At 73.2% G+C, this 15,217-nt stretch carries 12 protein-coding genes; 5 read left to right on the top strand and 7 right to left on the bottom strand.

What is annotated here, in order from left to right:
• The first annotated feature begins 373 nt into the window (after positions 1–373).
• Positions 374–547, top strand: coding sequence for a hypothetical protein (locus tag SGA01_RS40955; protein WP_167534050.1), 174 nt, complete (start codon positions 374–376; stop codon positions 545–547).
• 83 nt (positions 548–630) lie between these two features.
• On the opposite strand, the gene SGA01_RS08680 is transcribed toward SGA01_RS40955, so the two are convergent.
• Together SGA01_RS08680 and SGA01_RS08675 are read right to left on the bottom strand one after the other, a co-directional pair.
• Positions 631–1,431: an inositol monophosphatase family protein gene (locus SGA01_RS08680; RefSeq protein ID WP_141295354.1), complete on the bottom strand. Its 801-nt coding sequence runs from the start codon at positions 1,429–1,431 to the stop codon at positions 631–633.
• Between the two features lie 36 nt (positions 1,432–1,467).
• A complete protein-coding gene (locus tag SGA01_RS08675; protein ID WP_141294945.1) occupies positions 1,468–2,595 on the bottom strand; it encodes a ferrochelatase in 1,128 nt (375 codons plus the stop codon).
• Between the two features lie 207 nt (positions 2,596–2,802).
• Here SGA01_RS08675 and SGA01_RS08670 point away from each other — a divergent pair, with 207 nt between their 5' ends.
• Entirely contained in the window at positions 2,803–4,068 is a 1,266-nt protein-coding gene (locus tag SGA01_RS08670; protein WP_141294943.1) for an MFS transporter, read from the top strand.
• Positions 4,007–5,347 carry a D-arabinono-1,4-lactone oxidase gene (locus tag SGA01_RS08665; RefSeq protein WP_141294941.1) on the top strand — a complete coding sequence of 447 codons (1,341 nt, stop codon included), beginning with the start codon at positions 4,007–4,009 and terminating at the stop codon, positions 5,345–5,347. The genes SGA01_RS08670 and SGA01_RS08665 overlap by 62 nt, the downstream gene beginning before the upstream one ends.
• A 3-nt stretch (positions 5,348–5,350) precedes the next feature.
• Here SGA01_RS08665 and SGA01_RS08660 read toward each other — a convergent pair whose 3' ends face one another.
• Positions 5,351–6,367 (bottom strand): hypothetical protein, encoded by a 1,017-nt coding sequence (locus SGA01_RS08660; protein ID WP_435841458.1) that lies wholly within the window; start codon positions 6,365–6,367, stop codon positions 5,351–5,353.
• Positions 6,368–6,812: 445 nt separating this feature from the next.
• Between SGA01_RS08660 and sepH the strand changes: the two genes are divergently transcribed.
• Positions 6,813–7,877, top strand: a complete 1,065-nt coding sequence (gene sepH, locus SGA01_RS08655; protein ID WP_141294939.1) for a septation protein SepH — start codon at positions 6,813–6,815, stop codon at positions 7,875–7,877.
• A 228-nt stretch (positions 7,878–8,105) separates the two neighbouring features.
• Here the strand turns inward: sepH and SGA01_RS08650 are convergent, their stop codons facing one another.
• Complete coding sequence (locus SGA01_RS08650) at positions 8,106–8,933, bottom strand: sulfurtransferase (protein WP_141294937.1); 828 nt, start codon at positions 8,931–8,933, stop codon at positions 8,106–8,108.
• Positions 8,934–9,107: 174 nt separating this feature from the next.
• Between SGA01_RS08650 and SGA01_RS08645 the strand changes: the two genes are divergently transcribed.
• Entirely contained in the window at positions 9,108–9,881 is a 774-nt protein-coding gene (locus tag SGA01_RS08645; RefSeq protein ID WP_141294935.1) for a VOC family protein, read from the top strand.
• 64 nt (positions 9,882–9,945) lie between these two features.
• Here the strand turns inward: SGA01_RS08645 and SGA01_RS08640 are convergent, their stop codons facing one another.
• From SGA01_RS08640 to SGA01_RS08630, 3 genes are read right to left on the bottom strand one after another with little or no spacing between them, the layout of a single operon-like run.
• The gene (locus SGA01_RS08640) at positions 9,946–11,385 is read right to left on the bottom strand and encodes a polysialyltransferase family glycosyltransferase (RefSeq protein WP_141294933.1); all 1,440 of its coding nucleotides are present in this window, start codon (positions 11,383–11,385) and stop codon (positions 9,946–9,948) included.
• Positions 11,386–11,388: 3 nt separating this feature from the next.
• Positions 11,389–12,354 carry a glycosyltransferase family 2 protein gene (locus tag SGA01_RS08635; RefSeq protein ID WP_141294931.1) on the bottom strand — a complete coding sequence of 322 codons (966 nt, stop codon included), beginning with the start codon at positions 12,352–12,354 and terminating at the stop codon, positions 11,389–11,391.
• A gap of 50 nt (positions 12,355–12,404) precedes the next feature.
• Positions 12,405–15,119 (bottom strand): YfhO family protein, encoded by a 2,715-nt coding sequence (locus SGA01_RS08630; protein WP_141294929.1) that lies wholly within the window; start codon positions 15,117–15,119, stop codon positions 12,405–12,407.
• Positions 15,120–15,217 lie beyond the last annotated feature (98 nt).

Genomic DNA, 15,217 nt, shown 5'->3' with positions numbered 1-15,217 from the left:
TCCCTTGAGCCGCGGTCCGAAGGGGGACCGGCTGAAAACCTGAGCACTGACTGTGCGTGTCCATCCTGCCCCGAACGCGCGTAAACCGGCTGTAAGACGGCTGTGCGGGGCCTGGGGCGCGGGGGTGGTGGGGCAGGGGCGCGCGGCGGGCGCGTGACCCCTCCGGCAGTGGCTCGCGAAGAATTCACCTGATTCACGGGCCAGTTGAGGTTTCTGTGAGGAAGGGGGTGGGGAGGACGACTGCACACCCCGTGATCACGCCCTGTATATGGCGCGCCACCTACCGCCCTCTGTCCCCCAGAGGAAGCAGTGTGTGATCCACCCACCCTCGGCACACCCCCGTGCCACCGGACCCACGACGAGGGGGCGCACGATGGACGCTTTCACCGCAGGACTGCTGCACCGGATCAGGGCCGCGCAGACCGACCTCACGCGCGCTCGTGAGACGGGCGACGACTTCCTCGCGGACGTCGAGCAGGCCGAGCTTGACGACCTGCACCGCCTGGCCGCCGAGCACGGCGTGGAGGTCGCCTCGCCGGGCTACTGACCGACCCCTACACGCGCGAGGGCCCGGAGCCGCATCGGCTCCGGGCCTTCGCGCGTCCGGTCTCGGAGGAGACCGGGAATCCGCTAGTCGTGCCAGGCGCCGAGCTCCTCCAGGAGCTCCTGGAGGAGCGCGAAGACGCCCGGGGAGGCCGCCAGGGTCAGCTCGCCCGACTCCGGCTCCCCCGGTCGGCCACCGGTCAGGGCGCCCGCCTCGCGGGCGATGAGCGCCCCCGCGGCGAGGTCCCAGGGGTTGAGTCCGCGCTCGTAGTACGCGTCGAGGCGGCCGGCCGCGACGTCGCAGAGGTCGATCGCGGCCGAGCCGCCGCGGCGGATGTCGCGGACGCGCGGGATCACGCGCTGGGCGACGTCGGCCTGGTGGGCGCGGCGGGACTGGATGTATCCGAAGCCGGTGCCCACGAGGGCCTGGTCGAGCTCGGGCGAGGGACGGGCCGCGAGGCGCCGCTCCCCCGCGTACGCGCCGCCGCCGAGGACCGCCCGGTAGGTCTCTCCGCGCATCGGCGCCTCGACCACGCCGACCACGGTCTCGCCGTCGCGCTCGGCGGCGATGGAGACCGCCCAGGTCGGCCGGCCGTAGAGGTAGTTCACGGTGCCGTCGAGCGGGTCGATCACCCAGCGGATCCCGCTCGTGCCGGGGCTCGACGCGCCCTCCTCGCCGAGGAAGCCGTCCTGCGGACGGTGTTCGGCGAGGAAGCCGGTGATCAGCTTCTCGGCGGCGATGTCCATCTCGGTGACCACGTCGATGGGGCTCGTCTTGGTCTTGGCCACGGTCAGGTCGTCCGGGCGGCCGTCGCGGAGGAGGGCTCCGGCCCGCCGTGCGGCCTCCAGGCCGAGGTCGAGCAGTTCGGCGAGCAGCGGGTCGGTCACGTCGGTCACTCCGTTCAGGTCGGTCACAGGGGCTCCTTACGCGTACGGGCTGTCGGCACCGGCGGCCGCCGGCCGCTCCGCCCTGGCCGGGCAGCAGCCGATCGGGCACAGGTCGTGGGAGGCGCCGAGCGCGCCCAGGGCGCATCGCTCCACCCGGGTGCCCCGCTCGCCGGCCGCTCGCTCCAGGACGAGGTCGCGGACGGCCGCGGCGAAGCGCGGGTCGGCCCCGACGGTCGCCGAGCGCCGGACGGGCAGGCCGAGCTCGGCCGCCTTGGCGGTGGCCTCCGTGTCGAGGTCGTACAGGACCTCCATGTGGTCGGAGACGAAGCCGATGGGGACCATGACGGCCGCGGACACCCCGGCGCCGTGCAGCTCCTCCAGGTGGTCGCAGATGTCGGGCTCGAGCCACGGGATGTGCGGGGCGCCGCTGCGGGACTGGTAGACGAGCTTCCAGGGGTACGCGACGCCGGTCGCCTCGCGGACGGCCTCGACGATCACCTGGGCCACGTCGAGGTGCTGGCGTACGTAGGCACCGCCCTCGCCGTGCTCGGCGACCGGTCCGGAGCTGTCGGCGGCGGAGTCGGGGATGGAGTGGGTGGTGAAGGCGAGGTGGGCCCCGTCGCGGACGGACGGGTCGAGCTCCGCGAGAGAGGCGAGGACGCCCTCGACCATGGGCTCGACGAAGCCGGGGTGGTTGAAGTAGTGCCGGAGCTTGTCGACACGGGGCAGCGGGAGTCCCTCCGCTTCCAGGGTCGCGAGCGCGTCGGCGAGGTTCTCGCGGTACTGACGGCAGCCGGAGTAGGAGGCGTACGCGCTGGTGGTGAGGACGGCGATATGGCGCCGGCCGTCGGTGATCATCTCGCGGAGGGTGTCGGTGAGGTACGGCGCCCAGTTCCGGTTTCCCCAGTGGACCGGGAGGTCGAGGCCGGCCTCCGCGAAGTCCGTCCGCAGCGCGTCGAGCAGCGCGCGGTTCTGGTCGTTGATCGGGCTGACGCCGCCGAAGAGGAAGTAGTGCTGCCCCACTTCCTTGAGCCGTTCCTTCGGAATGCCTCGGCCGCGCGTCACGTTCTCCAGGAACGGGACCACGTCGTCCGGGCCCTCGGGGCCGCCGAACGAGAGCAGCAGCAGGGCGTCGTACGGGGCGGGATCGTGCTGATCGGACATGGCCCGATCCTCCCACCCGCCTCCGGTGTCGCAGGGCGCGGCCCGTCCGACGGCGCGCGTGCGGCGGTACTCGTCCGGAAAGGCGGTCCTCGTCCGAAAAAAGGGGGATGACCGATCGACTTCAACACCGTAGGCTTTAGCTATTAATTACACGTGTTGACTGGTCGCGCGGAGCCCGCTCCGAAGCCCGGAGATCCGGAGATCCTCTTGCCCAGCCCCTACCGCGCGATCTTCGCCGCGCCCGGCACCACCGCGTTCTCCGTCGCCGGATTCTTCGGACGCATGCCGCTGTCCATGATGGGCATCGGCGTCGTCACCATGATTTCGCAGGTCACGGGCCGGTACGGACTCGCCGGCGCCCTCTCGGCGACGCTCGCGATGTCCGCCGCGGTCCTCGGCCCGCTGGTCTCGCGCCTGGTCGACCGCCACGGACAGCGCAAGGTGCTCCGCCCGGTCACCCTGGTCTCGCTCGCCGCCGCCGCCGGACTCCTCGTCTGCGTGCAGCAGCAGGCCCCGGACTGGACGCTCTTCGTCTTCACGGCCGTGATCGGCTGTGTGCCGAGCATCGGGGCGATGACCCGGTCCCGGTGGGCGTCGATCTACCGGGGTGACGAGCGGCGCCTGCACACCGCGTACTCGTGGGAGTCGATCGTCGACGAGGTGTGCTTCATCTTCGGCCCGATCATCTCCATCGGCCTGTCGACCACCTGGTTCCCCGAGGCCGGCCCGCTGTTCGCCGCGGTGTTCCTGGCCATCGGCGTCTTCTGGCTGACCGCGCAGCGCGCGACGGAGCCCGTGCCGCACCCCCCGGTGATCGGCGAGAAGAGCGTGTCCGCGCTCCGCTCCCCCGGCCTCCAGGTCCTGGCCCTCGCCTTCGTCGCCACCGGAGCCATCTTCGGCTCGGTGGACGTGGTGACCGTGGCCTTCGCCGAGGAGCAGGGCCACAAAGCCGCCGCGAGCCTCGTCCTGGCCGTCTACGCCCTGGGCTCCTGCCTCGCCGGCGCCGTCTTCGGACTGCTGCACCTCAAGGGCGAGCCGTCCCGACGCTGGCTCCTGGGCGTCTGCGCGATGGCCGTGAGTATGATCCCCCTCCTACTGGCCGGGAACTTGCCGTTGCTGGCCGTGGCGCTCTTTGTCGCGGGCCTGTCCATCGCACCGACGATGGTGACCACCATGGCCCTCGTCGAAGCGCACGTACCGCGCACCAAGCTGACCGAGGGCATGACCTGGACGGGTACCGGGCTCGCGATCGGCGTGGCGCTCGGCTCCTCGGCCGCCGGCTGGGTGGTCGACGCGTCCGGGGCCGAGGCGGGGTACGTGGTGCCCGTCGTCTCGGGTGCGCTCGCGGTCGCGGTGGGTCTCCTCGGACACCGCCGGCTGCGCAGGCCGGCGCCGAACCGGGAGGGGAAGCGTGAGCGGGACGACAACAGCGGGGTCGGGGAGCACCAGGACGGCGAGCAGCCCGTGGCGTAACTGGGCGGGGAACGTCACCTCCCGTCCTGTGCGGGAGGTGAGCCCGGCCTCGGCCGAGGAGCTGGCCGACGTGGTGCGCAAGGCGGCCTCGGACGGGCTGCGGGTGAAGACGGTCGGTACCGGCCACTCCTTCACCTCGATCGCGGCCACCGACGGCGTACTGATCAGGCCGGGGCTGCTGACCGGCATCCGGCGCATCGACCGCGGGGCGATGACCGTCACGGTCGAGTCGGGCACCCCGCTCAAGCGGCTCAACGTGGCACTGGCCCGGGAGGGCCTGTCGCTCACGAACATGGGCGACATCATGGAGCAGACCGTCGCCGGGGCCACCTCCACGGGCACCCACGGCACGGGCCGCGACTCCGCCTCGATAGCGGCGCAGATCCGCGAGCTGGAGCTGGTCACGGCGGACGGGCAGCTGCTGACCTGCTCGGAGAAGGAGAACCCCGAGGTCTTCGCGGCCGCCCGGATCGGGCTCGGCGCCCTCGGCGTGGTCACCGCCATCACCTTCGCGGTGGAGCCGGTCTTCCTGCTCACCGCCCGCGAGGAGCCGATGACCTTCGACCGGGTCACCTCGGAGTTCGACGCCCTGCACGCGGAGAACGAGCACTTCGAGTTCTACTGGTTCCCCCACACGGACAACTGCAACACCAAGCGCAACAACCGCAGCGCCGGCCCCGCCGCTCCTCCCGGGAAGGTCAGCGGCTGGATCGAGGACGAGCTCCTCTCCAACGGGCTCTTCCAGCTCGCCTGCTCGGTGGGCCGCGCGGTCCCGCCGGTCATCCCCTCAATCGCCAAGGTCTCCAGCCGGGCCCTGTCGGCCCGTACGTACACCGACATCCCGTACAAGGTCTTCACCTCGCCGCGCCGTGTGCGCTTCCTGGAGATGGAGTACGCGCTGCCGCGTGAGGCGGCGGTCTCGGCGCTGCGCGAGGTCAAGGAGATGGTCGAGCGCTCGCCGCTCAAGGTGAGCTTCCCGGTGGAGGTGCGTACCGCCCCGGCGGACGACATCGCGCTGTCCACGGCCTCCGGGCGGGAGACCGCCTACGTCGCCGTCCACCTCTACAAGGGAACGCCCCACCGCGCCTACTTCACCGCGGTGGAGCGCATCATGACGGCGCACGGGGGGCGCCCGCACTGGGGCAAGGTCCACACCCGGGACGCCGCCTACTTCTCCGAGGTCTACCCGCGCTTCGCCGAGTTCACGGCTCTGCGCGACCGGCTGGACCCCGACCGGCTCTTCGCCAACGACTACCTGCGTCGGGTCCTGGGCGACTGACCGTCAGCCGGCGGCGCCGGTGGCCGGTGTCGTCGGGGCCCCGGGATCGGCGGCGCCGGTGGTCGGGGCCTCGGTCGGCGCGGTCGGCGTCACCGGGTCCGTGGGCCCGGTCGTGGGCTCCGTCGGCCCGGCCGGATCGGTCGGCCCGGTCGTGGGGTCGGTGGTCGGGTCGGTGTCGGGGTCGGTCGGCGTCGGAGTGGGCGTCGACCCGCCGTCGTCGGAGCCCGAGGACGTCGGGTCCGGGTCGGGGGTCGCGGTGCCGGCGCCCTGCTTGTCCGGGTCCGGTGTGGCGCCCGTCGCGGGCGTGCCGTCTCCGTTCTCCCGCTGCCCGGTGTCGCCGGCGGAGCCGGCCGGTGTCGGCGCCCGGTCCTCGCCCCGGTCCGGCGCGTCCTGCCCGGAGCTCCCGCCGCCACGGACGACGGAGCCGAAGGTGGTGGTCCCCTGGGTGCCGCTGAAGTCCTGGCCGGAGACCAGCTCGTAGGCGGTGATCCCGCCCATGGTGACGCCGAAGACCAGGGCCGCGGCGATCGCCGGGCGCTTCCAGCCGCGGACGCGGGTGCCGTGCGTGGTCGCCGCGCCGAACTCCTCGTCGTACGGGACGGAGTCCGCGGAAGCGGGCGGTGGGACCGTGCCGAGCATCAGGGTGTGCCGGTCCCCGTCCCCCGCCGGGCGGGCGGCCGGGAGCGGCACCTGACGGGCCTTCGGCTTGGCGGCGGCGGTCGCGTCGCGCACCTGCTCGCCCGTGCGCCTGAACAGGTGTTGGAAGAGCGGGCCGCCGCAGGTGGCGATGACGCTGATCACGCCGGCGCCCAGGATCGTGCCGTACACCCCGAGGGTGGAGGCGAGCTTGGCGGCGATGACCGCGGCCAGGGCGCTGCCCGAGACCTGGGCCACGCTCAGGTCGATCCTTCTCCTGCCGGGAGTGCTCTCCTCCGCCGTGTCCGCGCCCCCTCCCACCTCCGTCTTCTCCGGATTCCCCGGCTCGTCCGTGTCGGTCTCCGGCCTGTGACGCATCTCCAACCCCTGATGACTCATCCGTTCGCCTTGCACCCAGAAGGGACAAATGGGCGAAGGGAATAGTTCCGCTTCTGCTGGTTCTGTGAAGAGGGACACGTGCGGGGCAAGATCGCGGAGACTCAACTCCCGTACCGCCCGAGAAGTTGGGCGGCGCGCCGGTCCACCCAAGTGGCCCGAATGGAGTACATTGGCGAACCCTGGGTCCGGACGCCTTCACGGGTGCCCGGGATCGGGGAGGGGGCCGAACGCGGCACTCGAACCGGCGGCGCCGCTGCACCGCACGGAGACCCGCTGCACAGCGTGACCGTCAGTCACTCTGAGTGGCGAACAGGTAACCGTGCCATAACGGCGCCCCAGGGTCCATGCCCGACACGCCGGGCAACTCGGCAAGGTAGTGGCAGGCTGCACCCGGGCAGGCCACACTCGACTAGCGGAAGCAGCGACGCACGTGACGTCGGCAGGCACCACCCGGGAGGTCCCCATGCCCGAACTGCGTGTCGTGGCCGTCTCCAACGACGGCACACGACTGGTGCTGAAGGCTGCTGACAGCACGGAGTACACACTTCCGATCGACGAGCGCCTCCGCGCCGCCGTGCGCAACGACCGCGCGCGTCTCGGTCAGATCGAGATCGAGGTGGAGAGCCACCTCCGCCCCCGCGACATCCAGGCACGGATACGAGCCGGTGCCTCCGCTGAGGAGGTCGCCCAGCTCGCCGGCATCCCCGTCGACCGCGTACGCCGCTTCGAGGGCCCCGTCCTCGCGGAGCGCGCCTTCATGGCGGAGCGGGCCCGCAAGACCCCGGTCCGCAGGCCCGGGGAGAACAGCGGCCCGCAGCTCGGCGAGGCGGTGCAGGAGCGGCTGCTGCTGCGCGGCGCCGACAAGGACACCGTGCAGTGGGACTCGTGGCGGCGCGACGACGGCACCTGGGAGGTGCTGCTCGTCTACCGCGTCGCGGGCGAGGTCCACACGGCCAGCTGGACGTACGACCCGCCCAGGCGGCTCGTCCAGGCCGTGGACGACGAGGCCCGTGCGCTGATCGGCGAGACGGACGACACGATCGCCGCCGCGCCGGAGCCGAGCTTCCCCTTCGTGCCGCGCATCGCCCGGCTGCCCCGGGACAGGCCCCTGGACCGGGCGCTCGACCGCCAGCTGGAACGGCTGGACCGGACGCCCGCCCCGGCGCCCGAGCCGGAGGAGGAGCGGGACACGCTGACGAGCCTCCTGGAGGCCGTCCCCAGCTTCCGCGGCGACATGGTCGTGCCCGAGCCTCCGGACACGGAACCCTCGGAGGAGCCGGAGGCGGAGGAGCCCCCGGCCCCGGCCGCCTCGGCGGGCGCGGGCGCCGCGTACGCCGACGTCCTGATGCCGCGTGCCGTCTCTGGCCACCGTGACCGCCTCACCGGCACCACCGACCGTCAGGCCGAGGCCGACGGCGTCCGCCCCGGCCGCCGCGCCGCGGTGCCCAGCTGGGACGAGATCGTCTTCGGCACGCGCCGCAAGAAGCAGGAGTGACCCGCCCCCGCGCGAGCGGGTGAAAGCCGTACGCGAAAGGGCCCGCGCCGGGCAGCTGGTCGGCGCGGGCCCTTTCGCGTAGGGGGGCGCGGCGTACGGCGCCCGTACGGACGTCCGTACTCATCCGTAGGGGCGCGTACGGCGCTCGTACGGACGTCCACACACGTCCGTAGGGGCGCGTACGCCGCCCGTCTGGACGGGTACGGACGCCACGGGCCCCGCCCCGTACTACTGCGGGTCCGGTCCCGTGGCCACCGGCCGTACGGGATCCGAGGACCACTCCGACCAGGAGCCGGCGTAGAGCGCCGCGGGGATGCCCGCGATCTCCAGGGCCAGGATCTGATGCGCGCCTGAGACGCCGGAGCCGCAGTAGACCGCGACCGGGGCGTCCTCGGCCGCGCCCAGGGCCGTGAAGCGGTCCCGCAGCGCCTCGGCGCCCAGGAAACGGCCGTCCGCGTCCACGTTCTCCGTCGTCGGGGCCGAGACCGCGCCCGGGATGTGCCCGCCGACCCGGTCGATCGGCTCCACGTCGCCCCGGTAGCGCTCCGCGGCGCGGGCGTCCAGGAGCAGCCCGGCGTGAGCCAGCTCGGCCGCCCCGTCGGCGTCGAGCAGCCCCAGCGCGCCCGGCTCCGGCCGGAAGTCGCCCGGCTCCGGCTCGGGGGTCTTCTCGGAGAGCTCCCCGGTCCAGGCCGCGAGGCCGCCGTCCAGGACCCGCACGTCGGGGTGGCCCGCCCAGCGGAGCAGCCACCAGGCACGGGCCGCGCCCCAGCCGAGGCCGCCGTCGTAGACGACGACGGGCCGATCCGCGGAGACACCCGCTCGGCGCATCACGGCACCGAAAGCCGCCACGTCGGGCAGCGGATGCCGTCCGCCGCTCCCGGGCGGTCCCGCGAGTTCGGCGTCCAGGTCGACGTAGACCGCGCCGGGGAGGTGACCGGCCTCGTACGCGGGCCGTCCGGGCGGGCCGGCGAGCGTCCAGCGGACGTCAAGGAGGACCGGCGGCCGGGCCCCGGCCGACTCGCTCAGAAGTTCACTTGCGGAGATGATGGGCTTCATGGGTGCCATCCTCGCGCAGCCGCCACGGCCGCGGAGGGACATCCCGGCGCCCTCGCGCCACAACGCGCCCCCCTACGGTCGGTGCGGCCGGGACGCGCCGCCCGCCCGTCGGTGCGACCATCGGCCATGAGGCACGCGGCACGGCCACGACGATGGTCCGAGGAGAGAGTGACGATGACCGAGGCGACTCGGCGCACACCCGGCACGCCCTGTTGGGTGAGCCTGATGGTGCACGGGCTTGACGGGACACAGGAGTTCTACAACGCGCTCTTCGGCTGGGAGTTCCTGCCCGGCCCGCAGCACCTCGGCCCGTACGTCCGGGCGCTGCTCGACGGCGAGGAGGTGGCGGGCATCGGCCAGCTGCCGCCCGACCGGCATCTGCCCATCGCCTGGACGCCCTATCTGGCCACCGACGACGCCGACGAGACCGCCGAGACGATCCGCTGCTGCGGCGGCACGGTCGCGGTCGGCCCGCTGGACGCGGGCGAGGCCGGCCGACTGGCGCTCTGCTCCGACCCGGTCGGCGCGGTCTTCGGCATCTGGCAGGCGGAGGCGCACCACGGCACGGCGATGGCCGGACCTCCGGGGACCCCGGTGTGGAACGAGCTGCTCACGTACGAGACGTCCTCGGTCGCCAAGTTCTACCGGTCGATCTTCGGTTACGAGGTGGAACCGGTCGTCTCGGCCGACTTCGACTTCGCCACGCTCCACCTGGACGACCGCCCGGTGGCCTCCCTGCACGGCGTCGGGAACGCGCTGCCCCGGGAACGGGGCGCGCACTGGATGACGTACTTCGAGGTCGAGGACACGGACGGGGCCGCGCGGCTCGTCGCGGAGCTCGGCGGGCACGTGCTGAAGCCGCCGAGGGAGGGCACTGCGGGGCGGCAGGCCCTGGTGACGGACCCCGAGGGCGCGGTGTTCACGCTCGTCAGGTCCGTCGACCACTGACCGATCTCGGCACCCTGACCGACCTCGCCTGCCCGCCTGCCCCCTCCTGTGCCTGCCCTCCGGGTCAGGGCCGGCGGGCCCTGGCGAGGCTGCGGCGGAACCGCGACGTGCCGGTGCCGGTCGCGACCGCCGGCTCCGCTTCAGGGGCGGGTGCGAGAGCCTCCGCCGCTCCCGGCAGACCGAGCTGCTTCAGCCGCAGCTCGGTGAAGTGGTGCGCGATCCCCGGCTCCGCGTGGTGCTCGGCCAGGAAGCGGGTGGCCTCCTCACGGAGCCCCGGGTGGCTCTTGTGCCGCATGCAGTAGCCGACGGCCCGCACCAGGGGCGAGAGCGAGTCCGGGGCCGTACCGGGTACCGCCGGCTCCTCGCCCGCCTCCAGGTCCGCGACCAGGTGGTCGACGACGGTGAGCGGGATCCGGTTGCTGTTCTCGAAGGGGGTGAGGCGTTCGAGGACCTCGACCGTGCCCACGCGGGCGATCGGGATGCCGTAGTAGACGGCGGCGGTGAGCATCGCCGTGGAGAAGCAGCCGACGACGAGCCGCGGCCGGCACCGCTCGTAGAAGGTCTCCGCGAGCAGCGGCCCGTCGAGGACCGTGAGCCGTACGCCGAGCTCCGCCGCCTCCTCGTCGAGGGCCTGGGAGTAGCGGACGGGCGCGGTCGGGTGCGGCTTGAAGACCACCGAACCGTGTCCGGCGGCCGCCGCGCCGCGCAGCATCCGTACGTGCAGCTCCTCTTCCTCCTCGGCGGTGAGGAGGTTGAGGGCGGCGAGGTACTGGCCGAGCAGGAGGGCCGTCGGCTCGGCGGCGACGGCCCGCGCGATCGGCGAGTTCGCCTCCGCGTCCGCCCGCTCGTCGGCCAGGGAGGCGTCGGCGATCTCGGCGAGCACCGCGCGGAAGGCACTGTCGGGGACGAGCTCGGGCTCGACCCCGTACTCGCTCAGGAGCAGCGGCCGCAGCCCCGGTACGAGGTCGAGGTGGAGGACCCGACGGATGCGGATGGCGATCGACTGGGCCAGGTCCGAGCGCGTCGGGCCATAGCTCATGAGGCCGTCCGCGTAGACGTCGACCGAGCTCTCGGGGAAGGCGGCGGCGAGGGCCTTGGCCGGGTTGACCTGGATGGATTCGACGATCAGCTCGACCCTCGCCGTGCCGAGGCCCCAGGCGGTCCGCAGCACGCGCTGCCAGAGCGGGGTCTCCTCGGGCCGGGGCGCCCAGGCGGCGGGGTGGTACGGGTGGATCGTCTCGTTCCAGTCGAGCGTGCCGTCGAAGCGGGCGGCGATCCGCTCGTAGCCGGTCATCGTCTCCAGGCGCAGCGCGGTCTCCGGGATCTCGGCGTTGTGCGAGATCAGCAGGAGCCGGCGGGCGTCCTCGCGCGGGCCGAACTGTCCGGCGTCCAGCGCGGCCGCGAGGGTGGCCGCGCCGTAGAGGGTGGACACCTGGAAGATCTGCACCAGGCGGGGGTCGGGGGCCGAGCCGGAGGCCATGGCGGAGTGCGTGTCGGGAGCCATGGGTCAGGCGGTCCTTCCGGTTTCGCGCAGGCTCCGGAGGAGGGTGCTGCGAGGGGTGTCCATGGTCGTGAGGGTCTCATCGAGAACCTGCTGCGGCATGCGGCGCAGGGCGTCGCCGACGTCGGTGCGCAGCCGGGCGGCGACCTCGGGCTCGTACTTCCCGACCTTGCCCATGTGGAAGGCGATCATCGCGCAGTAGGTGCGGACGGCCTTCGGCAGGAACCGGTCCGCCTCGGCGTCCCGGGAGACGTCGTCGAGCAGGAGATCGTACGAGGTGATGAAGTCCAGCTGCCGGTTGTCGGTGATCTGGGTGAGCGAGGTGGTGACGCCCCGCCGGTAGAAGACACCGTGCAGGGAAAGCGCCGCGAATGTCCGGGCCTTGAGGTGGAGGCGCCATACCCAGAGGCGGTCCTCTGCTGTTTTCAGAGAGGTCTCGAAACGCGAGGCGCCCTTCTCGAAGAGCCGTCCGCTGTAAATGCCGAAGGGGACGAAGGGATAGTCGACCATCGTCACCATGCTGGCGGGCGAGATGCCGTCCCTGGGGTCCATCACCGCGTCGCGGATCTTGGCGGGGGCGTAGCGGATCTGCCGCTTCCGGCCTTCCGCAAGGACGTGGTCCGTACGGGCGAAATCACAGTCCAGACGGGAGATCCCGGCCACGGCGGCGCTCAGGTGGCCGGGCGCGTACCAGTCGTCGCCGTCCAGGAAGGTGAGGTAGTCGCCCCTCGCCGCGTCGATTCCGGTGTTGCGCGCCTGAGCGACGCCGAGATTCGTCTCGTGCCGGATGACGGTGGCGTTCGGGAGACGGTCGCGCCAGCGGTCGAGGATTTCCGGGGTGTCGTCCGTCGAGCAGTCGTCGATCAGCAGGAACTCGAATTCCGGGTTCGCGTTGTTCGCGAGACTCCGCAGGGTGTCGGGCGCATAGGGCCCGACATTGTGGAACGGAACGACGACGGACAGCTTTGGCACTCGGAATCCCCACACTGAATCGAACAAAAAACGCCGGTACGGCGGGCAGGTTAGCCGTCCACTTTTCCGGCTGAACGATCCGCGGGTGCACTCCGGGTGAACTCTTGTCGTCTCCGGTGGAAACCCGCCGTCGCGGCCAGGGCGAGGAGCGCGGCCGCCCCGACGGCGCCGCCGAGACGGAGCCCCGGCGGCCGGAAGAAGCAGTTCACCGTGGTCGCCCGCCCGTCGAGCGGGACGGCGACGAGCCCCTGATACGCGCGGGCGGGTGCGGCTTCCGCGTCGCCCGCGGCGCAGCGCCAGCCGGAGATGCGGGGCGCGGCGAGCACGGCGACGCCCGTGCTGCCCGGGGGCAGTTCGGCCGTGACGCTGTGGCCGCCGGCGCTCACGCGGGTGGCGCCGGTGGCGGTGAGCTGACGTACGGCGGTGTCGAGTCGGGCCCTGACGAGGCAGCCGACGGGTTGGCGGGGCAGCTTGGTCCCGGCCTTCCGGGGCAGCAGGTCGATGCTCACCTCACCGGAGGCGGGCACGGTCCCGAGCGCCTGCATGGGCGCGGTGACGGCGGGGGGCCTGCCGTCGAAGTCGACGGCACTCGTCCCCTCCCCCGCGAGCCTCGCCGAGCCCTCGTACTCGGGGGCCCAGAGCCAGACCTCGGAGCCCGCCGGGCAGCGGGCGGTGAGGGTGCGTCCGGTGCGGCGCGTGTCCCGCGGCAGCTCGTACACCGAGGAGCCGAGGAGGAGTTCCTGGCGGACGAAGGCGGAGTCCTCCGGGCGCGGGGCACGCGCTTCGCGGGGGCGGACGGTCACCAGGGGCGGCACGGGGGTCGTGGCGACGGTGACCTCGGCGCGGGGCCGGGCGTCCTGCCGTACCGGCTCCATGGGCTCCGAGCGCATCCGGGTGCCGATGGAGAAGAGGACGTCGGTCACGGGGTTGTCGAGGGTGACCGGGTGCCGGCCCTTGGCGTAATGGCCGAAGCCCAGGGAGGTGAGGGTGGAGGAGGTCACCTCGGCGGTGAGGCTGCTGTAGTAGTCGGCGCCCTGGCCCCCGACGAGCAGGACGTCGTTGCCGCCGGGCACCTCTCCGGGGTCCGTGCGGTGGCGGGGCCAGGCGTCCGCGCGCGCGACCTCGCGGGCCGCGGACACGTGCCAGGGGCCGGTCCGGGGCGACCAGGCGACCTCGCTCCGCTGCTGTTCCTCGATCCGCTTCCCGGTGACGACCGTCTCGCCGGCCTGGGCGGCGACGAAGAGGACCACGGCCAGAACGGAGAGGAGGGGGAGGGCGGAGAGGGCGGGAAGGCCGGGCCCGGCGCGGCCGGCGTTCCGGCCGGCGTCGGCGGCGTTCCGGTCTGCGCCGGCGGCGTTCCCGTCTGCGCCGGCGGCGTTCCCGTCTGCGCCGGCAGCCCTCCGGCGGACGTCCTGCCTGGCGAGGAGGGCGGCCGCGAGCGTCAGGGCCGCGGCGGCGAGGAACGCGGGGAAGGTCCAGTCGTCGATCTCGACGCTGCCCCCGGCCGCCCACGCCAGGGCCCCGAGCAGCGCGCCGCTCGCGAGAAGCGCGGCCGGCCGGGGCACTCCCCGGGCGACCGACAGCCACGCGGCGATCAGCAGGAGGCCGCTCAGGACGAAGGTCTGACGGTACGGATTGCCGTTGGGCGAGGCGCCCGCGTGCCAGAGCAGATGAGTGGGCTCCCACTGGAGAGAGAGCGTCACCAGGACGACCGCCACCGTCCAGCCGGCCCGGACGCGCGGGGCGACGGCCCGGTTGAAGGGCAGGGTCAGGGCGAGGGCGAGGGCGGGCGTACCGATGAAGAGGGCGGGGCTGGTCACGCCCGCGGTGGCGGGCAGGAACCGGGCGAGGAAATCCGTCGGGGCGGCGGGCGCGAAGGTCGTCACGGGGGTCGGGTCGGCGACCTTGGTGCCGAGGAAGACGACCACGACGAGCGGCGCGGCGAGCCCGATGCCGATGAGCACGCTCCGCGCGGCACGGAGGACCCCGGCGATCCGCCGCCGGGCGGCCGCGCCCTCCTCCGCGGTGAGGAGCCTGACGACGAGGAAGACGGCCGCGCCGAGGGTGGCCATGTAGGCGGTGTAGAAGTTGGCGATCCAGGCCAGGGCGACGACGACGGGGCCGAGGAGGGGCCGGCGGCCGGTGCGGGCCCACTCGGCGACCAGGCAGAGCAGCGGGAAGGCGAGAAGCCCGTCGAGCCACATGGGGACGGTGGCGCCGTGGTTGAGGGTCCACCCGGAGAGGGCGTACGCGGTGCCGAGCGCGGCGGCGACGGGCCAGGGGCCGGGGCGCAGCCGTACGAGCAGCAGCGCCGCCGCGCCGCCCGCGGCGCTGATCTTGGCGGCCGTGACGACGTACAGGGCGAGCTCGATCCGGTCCGCCGGGAAGGCGACGACCAGCAGATCGAAGGGGCTGCTCAGGTAGGTGCCGATGTCGCCGAGGAAGTTGGAGCCGAAGCCGGAGTTCCAGTTGAGGAAGGCGTCGCCGTACGTCTCGCCGAGCAGGAGGGCGCGCCAGTACGCGTGATACGGCAGGTACTGCTGGCCGAGGTCGACGACGTTCCTGGTCACGGGCCCGAAGGGGTACGTGCGGGACAGCGCGGTCGCGAGGCCGAGCAGGACGGCGGTGAACAGGGCGGCCGAGAGCGGGGCGGCGACGGCCGGGACGAGCCACCCCCGCGAGCGGAGTCCCGGTCGGCGCCGCGACGATCCCGCTCCCTCCCCGCCGTCGACCTCGTCGAGCACGGTCTCGGCGGCGGGGGGCACACGTCCTCCAGGGGGGCGCACGGAGCGGGAACGCCCGGAGGTGGAGTCGTCACGGGCCGACCGCCATTACCGCCGAGGCGGGCGACCCGTAACCGATC

The organism is Streptomyces gardneri, from assembly GCF_006539185.1.
Taxonomy (GTDB): domain Bacteria; phylum Actinomycetota; class Actinomycetes; order Streptomycetales; family Streptomycetaceae; genus Streptomyces; species Streptomyces gardneri.
This window is presented reverse-complemented; position numbering and strand designations above follow the sequence as displayed.

Coding starts and splice junctions, on each gene's coding strand:
- SGA01_RS40955 (WP_167534050.1), top strand. CDS start 374: ATGGACGCTTTCACCGCAGGACTGCTGCACCGGATCAGGGCCGCGCAG.
- SGA01_RS08675 (WP_141294945.1), bottom strand. CDS start 2,595: ATGTCCGATCAGCACGATCCCGCCCCGTACGACGCCCTGCTGCTGCTC.
- SGA01_RS08650 (WP_141294937.1), bottom strand. CDS start 8,933: ATGAAGCCCATCATCTCCGCAAGTGAACTTCTGAGCGAGTCGGCCGGG.
- SGA01_RS08645 (WP_141294935.1), top strand. CDS start 9,108: ATGACCGAGGCGACTCGGCGCACACCCGGCACGCCCTGTTGGGTGAGC.
- SGA01_RS08640 (WP_141294933.1), bottom strand. CDS start 11,385: ATGGCTCCCGACACGCACTCCGCCATGGCCTCCGGCTCGGCCCCCGAC.